The following is a 10,798-nucleotide window of genomic DNA, read 5'->3' as shown; positions in this document are numbered from 1 at the left end:
CTTCATTCATATAAAAGATTCGGGATATTACTCCACTGGTGCCATAAGAATTTTGCCGGTACCCCGGTATACATTTACCAGACCTTCTCCTGAGACTGCGGAACCGATCAGGGATTTGGAGGAACGCTCTACCGTAAATTTTAAGGAGTTGGACCAGGCAATCGCCATATTTCCGTCAATTTTAACTTCGTCGTCCTTTAAATCAAACTCAATCAGTTCTTCTCTTGGAACGGGGCTTTCCAGCACTGCGATTCCCTGTCCGGTCAGGCATAAATTGAATAAACCTTCTTTTCCGGCAACTGCGGAGGTCAGTGTGGTTCTGGCAACCACATTCTGCTTGATGTTGGAATCACAGGCGAGGAATAATCCGTCTTCCAGCACCATGCTTCCCCAGTCGGAAATCTCTTCCAGCAGAATATGCTTGTAGGTTGGCTCCAGCATCAGAAGACCGCTGCCCTTAAATTCCGGTTTTGCAGAGGATTCTTTTGTCACTTTGGAAGCAAGTGCCTTACCGAGAAAATCGCCCACTCCCTTAATTCCGGAAGTCATGGAAACGGAACCGGAAGTCCACTGCATGGCACCAGCCTGGACAGTGAAGGAATTGCCATTGAGTTCAATCAGAACCTGTCTTTTGCGTATATTCATTTTTGATGCGTAGTAGGAAGTTATGGCAGAAGCGGAGTTCACACTTAAATCTTTTTGATGTTCAAACACTTTCACACATCCGCGTTCGCCAATTTTAAGCATATTCCCGTTGTCGTAAAGATTATTGTAGGTTATCATATATCGTCTCCTTTTATTATTTCTGTTTAGTTTGTCGTCAGATATGGCATTCTTGATAAGAATAATGAAAAAAAGAGTATAAAAAAACTGCCTTTTTCATCACGGGGAAAAGCTATAATACATAAGATAAAATAAGAGAGGTATTTCAGAACTATTAATATAGCAAAGTTTAAGAATATGCTGACATAGGCTTTTGCAAGAAAGCCGGAAATTTTCCTCCAGCATGCACATAGCATTGCCGGGCTGTCTGATGCAGCCCGGTATTTTCCGGCATAAGAAAGAGACAATCCTTATTTTCATTATTCCTGATTGCATCTGGAAAAATCTGTGATATGATACATCCTGTAAGTAAAATTTAACCGGAAAGGCGGATTTAATATGAAACAGCAGTACATGGAAACCGCGAAAAGCGGGAAGGACTTAATAGCAGAAATGAATGAGACAGTACCAGAAAAGGGACAGGCTGCATTCTGGTGGCTGGGGCAGCTGGGATATGCGGTGAAACTGGGTGCTGTCACATTCTATATTGATGCATTTCTCTCAGAACGTCCTGACAGACGAATTGCGCCGCTATTTGATCCGGGAGAAATAACCAACGCAGATTACATAATCGGAACTCATGACCATTCTGACCACATTGACCGCAACGTCTGGCATCAGCTTTCCCTCAGTTCACAAAAAGCCACCTTTCTTGTGCCTGAAAAGCTGATTCCTTCCCTAGGTACGGAGCTGCAGATTGATGAGAGCCGCTTTCTGGGACTTAATGATGGAAAAACCCTGATTCTCAAACGTGGAATACAGGCAACAGGGACTGCCTCTGCCCACGAGTTTCTGGATCAGGATCCGGTTACCGGCCAATACCCTTACACAGGAGTGGTGCTGGAAGGAATGGGAGTAAGGCTGTACCATTCGGGAGATACCTGCATTTATGAGGGGCTTTACAGCAAATTAAGAAGTTTTGGAGATATGGATGTGATGTTTCTTCCCATTAATGGAAGGGATGGGGAGCGCTACCGCTCCAATATCATTGGGAATATGACTTATCAGGAGGCGGTGGATCTGGCCGGTGCAATAAAACCGGGCCTTGCAGTTCCCGGCCATTATGAGATGTTTTCCGGTAATCAGGAAGATCCTGACCGTTTTGAGGATTATATAACTGCTAAATATCCAGGCTTGCCATACTGGCTGGGAAGGCATGGAGAAAGGGTGCTTTATACACGCCCGGATCAATAAAATATATTCAAAAATATACAAAAAAGTCCAAATTATGTAGCATTTACCGGAACTGGGAATATATTTATTATAGTGAAGCAGGAAAGGAAATGCGAAATGGCAATTAAAATATTTATTGATCAGGGTCATAATCCCAGCGGATATTTTAACAGCGGTGCAGAGGCCAATGGATTACAGGAATCAGAAATTAATTTTCAGGTAGGACTTTATCTTCGAAACCTCTTAAACAGTGATCCGCGGTTTGAGGCAAGAGTCTCAAGACCAGAGCCGGATACGGTTCTGGGTACCAACAATACCACCAGCCTGGCGGCCAGAGTTGCCATGGCGAACCAGTGGCCGGCAAATTATTTTATCAGCATACACTGTAATTTAAATCCTAATCCTGAGATTAATGGAACGGAAGTATACATTTATCAGTATTTCACCCAGGCGCAGTGGCTGGCGGAACAGATCATGGGCGGAATTAATGATATGGTTGGAACCAGGAACAATGGAATCCGGGAAAACCCTTCCTTATATGTGCTCAGGAATGCGGATATGCCTGCCAACTTGGTAGAACTGGGATATTTAAGCAATTATTCCGATGCGGAAAAACTGCGTAATGACCAGTATGGATTCGCTTACGGAATTTATCTGGGACTTCTCCGGTACTTTGGTTTTGCTTAAAGTTAAACTGCCGGTGAATTGTGCTTTCTTTGAGGTAAAAACTTCAAAGAAAGCATTTTTTGTGTGCAAAATCCTGAGAAAATACAAAACAGGTTGCTGAATCTGCAGCCTGTGACTTATAATATCTATTAGCAAGGAATGAAAAATAAACAAAAGATAAGAGAGGATCCATCAGCATGAAGCCACTGTCAGATTTTTTATACCGGCTGGATGATCTGATCTGGGGACTGCCAATGATTCTTATCCTGGTGGGCACCGGGATCTATTTAACGGTTCGTTTCCGTTTCATTTACCAGAGAAAAGTGCTTTTTCATTTTAAAAACACTTACGGAAAGATGTTTCACAAATCAGAGGGGGAGGGGACAGTATCCGGCTTTGCGGCCGCATGTACGGCACTTGCCAACACCATCGGTACAGGCAATATCAGCGGTGTGGCAACTGCCATTGTCAGCGGCGGTCCGGGAGCGCTGTTCTGGATGTGGGTTTCTGCCTTTTTTGGAATGTCCATAAAGGCGAGTGAAATCATAATCGGTCAGCGGTACCGACAGAAATATGAGAAATCCATGGATGAATATGTCTGCGACCGTTCCTTCGTTATGAAGAATGCATTTGGCTGGAATAAGGGAGCTGTCATATTAGCCGTATTCTGTCTGGTATTCGGACCATGGACCTGCTGTGTCCAGACGGAGGCCGTCACAAGCTCCATGAAGGAAGGGCTGGGAATCGCCCCCTGGATCACTGTTTTACTCATTGGCATCACCTGCTTTGTCACGATTGCCGGAGGTTTAAAGAGGATATCCCTTTTTATGGAAAAGGTAATTCCTGTTATGGCTGTTTTTTATGTTATGGCTGGTATCGGCATTGTCATTTTAAATTACCAGAGGGTTCCTGAAATCATTCTGCTGATCTTTCGTTCAGCCTTTACTCCCACTGCAGCAGCAGGGGGATTTGCCGGAGCGACTGTCCGGGATGCCATTCAGTACGGTGTGGCGAGAGGGCTTTATTCCAATGATGCAGGAACCGGTTACGGGATTATCGCTCATGCCTCTGCAAAGACCGACCATCCGGTGAGACAGTCTTCCTGGGGCTGGGGAGAGATCTTTCTGGATACCATTGTGATCTGCAGCATCACTGCATTTTCCATACTTTCCACAGATTCCTATATTACGGCAGATGCCACCTCCGGAGCCCTTACCACCATTGCTTTTAAGCAGGCGTACGGAAGCGGCGGAGGGGTGATGATTTCTCTGGCAATCGCTGTTTTCGCCTGGACAACCATTATCGGAATGTATTATGCCTGCGAAAAATCAGTAAACTATGCACTGGGAGATACAAGGCTTAATAAACTTGCCATGCCGGTTTATATGGTTTACTATCTGATTCCGTGCCTGATCTTTTATAATATAAAAGCCGATGTTTTATGGGCATTTACCGATATCCTGACGGCATCTTATGTGGTTATTACACTGATCTTTATTTATGCAAAACAGAAAGAAATTTTCAGGCTGTTCGATGATTTCTGGTACCGGTTTATTCCGGCTGAAAACCGGGGAGAAAATCCGCCGCCGGTGATTGTAAAGGGAGGAGAAGATTAGATGAGGACAAGTTTTGATGAAATAAGAAAAGAGAAGGATTTAATCATACTGGACGGGGCCATGGCTACGGAGCTTGAAAAGAAAGGGCTTGATCTAAACGATGAGCTTTGGAGCGCGAAAGTGCTGGAGAGCCAGCCCCAGGCAATCAGTGAAGTCCATTATGACTATTTTAAAAACGGAGCAGATGCAGGAACCTCAGCCAGCTATCAGGCAAGCATTGCCGGATTTTTAAAGAAAGGCTATTCAGAGCGGGAGGCAAAGGATTTTATCGCCCGTTCCATGGAACTTCTTCTTGAAACCAGAAGCCGCTGGTGGGAGGAAGAGGGAAAAAGCACCGGCAGATGTCTGCCTCTTGCAGTGGGCTCCATCGGACCTTACGGGGCCTATCTGGCAGATGGCTCTGAATACACCGGAAATTACCAGGTATCAGAGAAGGAACTGGAAGAATTTCACAGAGACAGGATGGAGATTTTAAAAGAAGCAGGGGCGGAAATGTTTGCGCTGGAGACATTTCCCTGTCTTTATGAGGCTGTTGTCTGCGCCAGAGTGATGGAGCAGTTAGACGCCGATTATTATATCAGCTTTTCATTTAAGAACAGCAGTCAGATTAATGGTGGAGATACCATTGAAGCGTGTGTAAAGGCTTTAGGGGGATTGAAACATTTAAAGGCGGTTGGTGTTAACTGCACACAGCCCAATCTGGTGACGGAAATTATTAGAACATATAAATTACATACGCCCCTACCCATTGTTGCTTATCCCAACAGCGGGGAAACTTATGATGCCTGCTGTAAGAAATGGCATGGGGTGAAGGAACCGGGTCTGTATGGCCAGTGGGCAGCGAATTGGTATGAGGCTGGTGCAGGTTTAATCGGAGGGTGCTGCCGTACCACGCCGGAGGATATACACGAGATTTTTACCTGGTATCAGAAATACAGATGAAACAGGATTTTTAAGAGGTGAATGGCAATGACATTGTTTTCCCGTCAGGTGATGGAACAATTTGGGGAACTGGACTACGAGGTTTACAACTATATATTAAAAAACAGTGAGAAGATACCGTATATGACAATCCGGGAGGTGGCGAAGGAAGCCCATGTGTCCACCACTACCATCACCCGGTTCTGCAGAAAGGCCATGTGCAGCGGATTTTCTGAATTTAAGGTGCGGTTTAAGCTGGAGAAGGAAAAGAAAGGGTCTGTGAAAAAAAGATTTGATTTATCTTCCATCACGGATTTTTTCGAACGGGTCAATACGGAGGCCTTTCAAAAACAGCTGGAAACAATCGCCGGAGTGATTGCAGGTAAACGGCAGATTATATTCATTGGTACCGGTAATTCGGGAATTATGGCTGAGTACGCAAGCCGTTATTTCTGCAATATCGGAATCTTTTCCACGGGGATTAACGGTCCCATGTTTCCGATTAATCTGGAATTTCCGGAGGAAAGTATTATTATTGTTCTGTCTGTGGAAGGTGAGACCAATATTATCATAGAAAATTCCTCTATTTTGAAGGAAAGCAGCAGCACACTGGTATCTATTACAAACAGCAGGAACAGCACACTGGCGAGAATCTCAGATTACAACATTTCCTACTACATTCAAAAAGAGAGAAAAGAAATGGAAGAGATGAAGGTGGATATTACCTCTCAGATTCCGGCAGTTTATATTGTGGAAGCCCTGGCAAGGCTGACCATGGAAAAGAAACAGGGATGAAACACCCTGTTTTTTTTATGGAACAAATGCCAAAACAACCATGCTTGTTACCAAAGAAGGCGGATTTGTTCCCTTTCAAAGATTTTTGGAGTATGCTTTTTTTATCAAATAACAGGAGGTAAGCATATGAAAGGGAAAATTAAAATAGTAACCATTGGAGGCGGGTCCAGCTATACCCCGGAATTAATAGAAGGTTTTATCAAACGGAAGGATCAGCTTCCCATCGGGGAGATCTGGCTGGTGGATATTGAGGAAGGAAGAGAGAAGCTGGAAATTGTCGGTAATCTGGCAAAGCGTATGGTGAAAGCGGCAGGTCTTGACTGGGAAGTACATTTAACTCTGGACCGGAGAGAAGCTTTAAAGGATGCTGATTTTGTTTCCACCCAGTTTCGGGTAGGACTTTTGGACGCACGGATTAAGGATGAACGGATTCCTTTATCGCATGGAGTGATCGGACAGGAAACCAACGGTGCAGGCGGTATGTTTAAGGCGTTCCGTACAGTCCCTGTAATTCTGGAAATTGTGGAGGATATGAAGGAGCTTTGCCCCGACGCGTGGCTTGTAAACTTCACAAACCCATCCGGTATGGTAACGGAAGCAGTCATGCGTTACGGCAAATGGAATAAGGTAGTGGGACTGTGCAATGTACCGATTATGTGCAGAAAGATTGCAGCAGGAGCCTTAAAGGAAAAGGAAGAGGATTTGTTTTTCCGTTTCGGCGGCTTAAACCATTTCCACTGGCACAGAGTGTGGAATCGTGAGGGAGTGGAAAAAACAGGAGAGGTTCTTGAGTCCGTATACACAAAGCCGGATGGTCTTAAGAATGCCATGCAGGGATTGAAAAGCTCCGGTGTACAAAATATTCCCAATATCGCTTTTTTACCAGACCAGATCCGGGATCTGGGAATCATTCCATGTATGTATCACCGGTACTACTATATTACGGATGATATGCTGAAGGAAGAACTGGAGGCGTTTGCCAAAGGGGAAACCAGAGCAGAGCTTGTAAAGAAGACGGAAGCAGAGCTTTTTGAGCTTTATAAGGATCCTGACTTAAATATAAAACCGGTTCAGCTTGAAAAGCGGGGCGGCGCATTCTATTCTGATGCTGCCTGTGAGCTGATTGCCTCCATTTATAACGATAAGAAGACAACCATGGTTGTAAGTACCAGAAATAACGGTGCCATCTCCGATCTGCCGGATGATGTGGTTGTTGAAGTCAGCAGTATTATCACGGCAGGCGGTCCTGTTCCCATCTCATGGGGCGGCTTTGATTCCTCCACCAGAGGCTTGCTTCAGCTGATGAAGGATATGGAACTGACTACCATAAAAGCAGCAGTTACCGGTGATTACGGAACTGCCCTGCAGGCATTTACATTAAATCCGCTGGTGCCAAGCGGTAAGATAGCAGGAACCATTCTTGATGAACTGCTGGTGGCTCACAAGAAGCACCTTCCTCAGTTTCAGGAAAAGATTGCGCAGCTGGAGGCAGAGAGCAGATAATCATCTGTTGGTCATCGTTCCCTGTTATTAGAACTGATTATGAGAAGGAGTATTACGGCGGGAATGTATGCAGATTAAAGCACACAGAGAGCCGGTATGATCCTGTCCATGTATTCAGTTTTCCGCGGGCTGTCCGGTAAAAGGCATCTCTTGCCTTGACGCACAGCAAAAACGGTGTTATACTTTTACCGCGTAGAAGACAGTTCATTAGTACCATCCTGTCTATAAACAAAACTAGGGCTGATTTTAATATTGTTGGAAATAAAAAGTTATCGCAGTTAATATAACTTTTTTTTCGTGCAGATAGAGAAAGCAGGCATAGTCATATGCCTGCTTTTTTGCGACAATCCGGCAAACTTAAATCCGGCCTCCGAAATTCGAAAGGACAAAGGACCCCATGTATTACTTGGAAACTGAACAAAGCTTTGATTCGGCCCATTTCTTAAAGGGCTATGAAGGAAAATGCAAAAATATCCACGGCCACAGGTGGAGAGTCGTGATAGAAATTCAAAGTCCGTCACTTCAAAAAGAAGGGCAGACACAGGGGATGATCGTTGATTTTTCCAGGCTGAAAGAGGATTTAAAAGAAGAAACAGATTATTTAGACCATTCCCTGATCCTGGAAAAAGGTTCGCTAAGGCCCGAAACATTACTTGCGCTTAAGGAAGAGGGCTTTTTACTGGTTGAGGTGAATTTCCGCCCTACAGCAGAAGGATTTTCCAGATATTTCTATGAAAAAATGAGTGAAAAGGGCTATAACGTGAAATCTGCCAGGGTGTATGAGACTCCTGCAAACAGTGCTTCTTATGGGGAGGATAGTCATGGCTGAATATAATGTGGCGGAAACGTTTGTAAGCATTAACGGAGAGGGGGTATACGCAGGCCAGCTGGCTGTATTTATCCGTTTTTATGGATGCAACCTTTCCTGCTCTTACTGCGATACTGCCTGGGCAAAGGATCCCGGGGCAAACGCAAGAACGATGAGTGAACTTGATATTTATGAATATATAAAAAAGACAGGTATAAAAAATGTAACTCTCACCGGAGGAGAGCCGCTGATTCAACCAGGTATCGGTGATCTTCTTTCCCTTCTTTTGCTGGATGAGGAACTTAGGGTGGAGATTGAAACAAATGGAAGTGCAGACCTTTCCAATTACCAGCGTGAGACAAATGCCCTTACCTTTACCATGGATTATAAGCTTCCGGAAAGCGGTATGGAGGCTGCAATGCAGCTGTCTAATTTCGACTTTTTAAAACAGAAGGATACGGTTAAATTTGTAGCAGGAAGCAGAAAAGATCTGGAACGGGCAGTGGAAATGATAAACAGTTATAAGCTCTCCGGCCGGTGCCATATCTATTTTAGCACGGTATTTGGCAGACTTTCCCTGTCTGATACTGTGGATTTTATGAAACAGAACCGGTTAAATGATGTGACTCTTCAGCTTCAGATGCATAAGATCATCTGGGGATCCGATGCGGTTGGCGTTTAGAAGGAAGGGAGGAACGTACCATGGCAATTGATACAGCTGCAATCCAGACTCATGTGAGAGGCATATTAAAGGCGCTGGGAGAAGATCCGGACAGGGAAGGCTTAAAGGACACGCCGGCGCGGGTTGCTAAAATGTTCGGGGAAGTTTTTGAAGGGATTGGGTATACCAATCATGAAATTGCGCTGATGTTTGGAAAAACATTTGAAGAGGATATGGATATAACAGGCATGGGAGAAGATATGGTGGTAGTAAGGGACATGGAAGTGTTCAGTTACTGTGAACATCATATGGCACTGATGTACGATATGAAAGTCACAGTCGCTTATATTCCAAACGGGAAAGTGATCGGGCTGAGCAAAATTGCAAGGATTGCGGATATGGCGGCCAGACGGCTTCAGCTTCAGGAGAGAATTGGTTCTGATATTGCAGAAATTATGGCAGAAGTTACCGGTTCAGAGGACATAGAAGTAGTAATTGAGGGCAGCCACAGCTGCATGACGGCAAGAGGAATCAGAAGTTCATCGGCCAGGACCAAAACGGTAACCTTAAGGGGCCGTTTCCGTTCGGAGCCGGAACTGCGGATTTAAATTTTATAGAAGAAAAAAGAAACGGAGAGAAAGATGAAAGCACTGGTATTATTAAGCGGAGGCGTAGACAGCGCCACCTGCCTTGGAATGGCGATAGAAGAATATGGAAATAAGAATGTCTGCACACTGTCCATTTCCTATGGACAAAAGCATGAGAAGGAGCTGGAGGCTGCAAAAAAAATCGCAGATTACTATGAGGTGGAATTTATGAGCCTTGATTTAAGCAGAATATTTGCTTACAGTGACTGTTCCTTATTAACCCGGTCCAATCAGGAAATCCCAAGGGAAAGCTATGCAAAGCAGCTTGAGAGCAGCGAAGGAAAACCGGTATCCACCTACGTTCCGTTCCGCAACGGACTGTTCCTCTCTTCTGCAGCCAGCATTGCGCTGTCAAAAGGCTGCAGCGTAATCTATTACGGAGCGCACAGCGATGATGCGGCGGGAAACGCCTATCCGGACTGCAGCAATTCTTTTCAGGAAGCAATGAGCCGGGCTATTTACATCGGAAGCGGCAATCAGCTTACCATAAAAGCTCCCTTTGTGTTGTGGACCAAGGCAGAGGTTGTGGAACGGGGACTGATGCTTCATGTACCTTATGAACTGACCTGGAGCTGCTATGAAGGCGGAACGGAACCATGCGGCAAGTGCGGCACCTGCATTGACCGCGCAGAAGCCTTTGCAAAAAACGGGGTTGCAGATCCGGCACTTAAGAAAGGGGTATAGACATGGCAGGAAGAACGTCGAAAGAAACAGAGGGGCTGACTCATCTGGGGAGTCAGGGCACTGTATATGAAACAGACTATAATCCGGGAGTACTGGAAACTTTTTTAAACAGGCATCCGGATCATGATTATTTTGTAAAATTCAACTGCCCGGAATTTACCAGTCTTTGTCCGATTACCGGGCAGCCGGATTTTGCGTTTATTACGATTTCCTACGTTCCTGGTGAACGCATGGTAGAAAGCAAGTCTTTAAAGCTTTATTTATACAGCTTCAGAAATCACGGGGATTTCCATGAGGACTGTATGAATGTGATCATGAAAGATTTAATTGATCTCATGGATCCCAAATATATTGAAGTCTGGGGGAAATTTACTCCCAGAGGCGGCATCTCCATCGATCCCTACTGCAACTATGGGAAGCCGGAAACCAGGTGGGAACAAGTGGCATGGGAGAGGCTTTCGGCCCACGATCTTTATCCGGAACGCGTGGATAACCGGTAGCA

At 45.0% G+C, this 10,798-nt stretch carries 13 protein-coding genes; 12 read left to right on the top strand and 1 reads right to left on the bottom strand.

What is annotated here, in order from left to right:
• Window positions 1-27: 27 nt before the first annotated feature.
• Entirely contained in the window at window positions 28-783 is a 756-nt protein-coding gene (locus DS742_RS11025; RefSeq protein ID WP_117417057.1) for an AIM24 family protein, read from the bottom strand.
• Between the two features lie 378 nt (window positions 784-1,161).
• On the opposite strand from DS742_RS11025, the gene DS742_RS11015 reads away from it, so the two are divergent.
• The 12 genes from DS742_RS11015 to queF all read left to right on the top strand — a co-directional run bounded on the left by DS742_RS11015 (window position 1,162) and on the right by queF (window position 10,796).
• Window positions 1,162-2,016, top strand: coding sequence for an MBL fold metallo-hydrolase (locus DS742_RS11015; RefSeq protein WP_242996447.1), 855 nt, complete (start codon window positions 1,162-1,164; stop codon window positions 2,014-2,016).
• A gap of 96 nt (window positions 2,017-2,112) precedes the next feature.
• Entirely contained in the window at window positions 2,113-2,682 is a 570-nt protein-coding gene (locus DS742_RS11010; protein ID WP_117417055.1) for an N-acetylmuramoyl-L-alanine amidase family protein, read from the top strand.
• A gap of 176 nt (window positions 2,683-2,858) precedes the next feature.
• Window positions 2,859-4,277: an alanine/glycine:cation symporter family protein gene (locus DS742_RS11005; RefSeq protein WP_117417054.1), complete on the top strand. Its 1,419-nt coding sequence runs from the start codon at window positions 2,859-2,861 to the stop codon at window positions 4,275-4,277.
• Entirely contained in the window at window positions 4,278-5,219 is a 942-nt protein-coding gene (gene mmuM, locus DS742_RS11000) for a homocysteine S-methyltransferase (RefSeq protein WP_117417053.1), read from the top strand.
• Between the two features lie 21 nt (window positions 5,220-5,240).
• Entirely contained in the window at window positions 5,241-5,993 is a 753-nt protein-coding gene (locus DS742_RS10995; RefSeq protein ID WP_117417052.1) for a MurR/RpiR family transcriptional regulator, read from the top strand.
• A 126-nt stretch (window positions 5,994-6,119) separates the two neighbouring features.
• Entirely contained in the window at window positions 6,120-7,496 is a 1,377-nt protein-coding gene (locus DS742_RS10990; protein ID WP_117417051.1) for a 6-phospho-beta-glucosidase, read from the top strand.
• Complete coding sequence (locus DS742_RS30000) at window positions 7,493-7,636, top strand: BBE domain-containing protein (protein WP_117417118.1); 144 nt, start codon at window positions 7,493-7,495, stop codon at window positions 7,634-7,636. The genes DS742_RS10990 and DS742_RS30000 overlap by 4 nt, the downstream gene beginning before the upstream one ends.
• A gap of 257 nt (window positions 7,637-7,893) precedes the next feature.
• Entirely contained in the window at window positions 7,894-8,325 is a 432-nt protein-coding gene (locus tag DS742_RS10980) for a 6-pyruvoyl trahydropterin synthase family protein (protein ID WP_117417050.1), read from the top strand.
• The gene (gene queE, locus DS742_RS10975; protein WP_170313429.1) at window positions 8,318-8,986 is read left to right on the top strand and encodes a putative 7-carboxy-7-deazaguanine synthase QueE; all 669 of its coding nucleotides are present in this window, start codon (window positions 8,318-8,320) and stop codon (window positions 8,984-8,986) included. The genes DS742_RS10980 and queE overlap by 8 nt, the downstream gene beginning before the upstream one ends.
• Before the next feature lie 20 nt (window positions 8,987-9,006).
• On the top strand, window positions 9,007-9,573 hold the full coding sequence (folE, locus tag DS742_RS10970; protein WP_117417048.1) for a GTP cyclohydrolase I FolE: 567 nt from the start codon (window positions 9,007-9,009) through the stop codon (window positions 9,571-9,573).
• Window positions 9,574-9,606: 33 nt separating this feature from the next.
• Window positions 9,607-10,296: a 7-cyano-7-deazaguanine synthase QueC gene (gene queC / locus DS742_RS10965; RefSeq protein ID WP_117417047.1), complete on the top strand. Its 690-nt coding sequence runs from the start codon at window positions 9,607-9,609 to the stop codon at window positions 10,294-10,296.
• A gap of 2 nt (window positions 10,297-10,298) precedes the next feature.
• Window positions 10,299-10,796 carry a preQ(1) synthase gene (gene queF / locus DS742_RS10960; RefSeq protein WP_117417046.1) on the top strand — a complete coding sequence of 166 codons (498 nt, stop codon included), beginning with the start codon at window positions 10,299-10,301 and terminating at the stop codon, window positions 10,794-10,796.
• Window positions 10,797-10,798: the final 2 nt, after the last annotated feature.

The organism is Lacrimispora amygdalina (assembly GCF_003432035.1).
Taxonomy (GTDB): Bacteria; Bacillota; Clostridia; order Lachnospirales; family Lachnospiraceae; genus Lacrimispora; species Lacrimispora amygdalina.
The sequence above is the reverse complement of the archived record's forward strand: the minus strand, read 5'-3'. Positions and strand labels throughout refer to the sequence as shown.